1 protein-coding gene is annotated in these 247 nt (G+C 65.6%); it reads left to right on the forward strand.

Translation table 11 applies throughout. The features are described 5' to 3' along the window. Nucleotides 1–11 precede the first annotated feature (11 nt). Nucleotides 12–247, forward strand: a 236-nt coding sequence (locus tag AAEY75_RS16545) for a TRAM domain-containing protein (RefSeq protein ID WP_352260251.1), incomplete at its 3' end; no start/stop codon positions are given.

Here is a 247-nt window from a genome sequence, read left to right on the forward strand (position 1 = left end):
GTGCACGCTTCATGGAAGTCGCCGAGGAAGTGTCGGCGCACCGCATGCAGCGCAAGGTCGGCAAGACGCTCAAGGTGCTGATCGACGAAGTCGGCGAGGAAGGCGGCATCGGCCGTACGGCAGCCGATGCGCCGGAGATCGACGGTGTCGTCTACGTCGAGCCGGCGGCGAAGGCATCGAAGCGCTACAAGGTCGGCGATTTCGTGTCCGTGAAGATCACGGGCGCCGACGGCCACGATCTGTGGGG

This window comes from Psychrobacter sp. TB55-MNA-CIBAN-0194 (assembly GCF_040309505.1).
Lineage (GTDB): Bacteria > Pseudomonadota > Gammaproteobacteria > Pseudomonadales > Moraxellaceae > Psychrobacter > Psychrobacter fozii.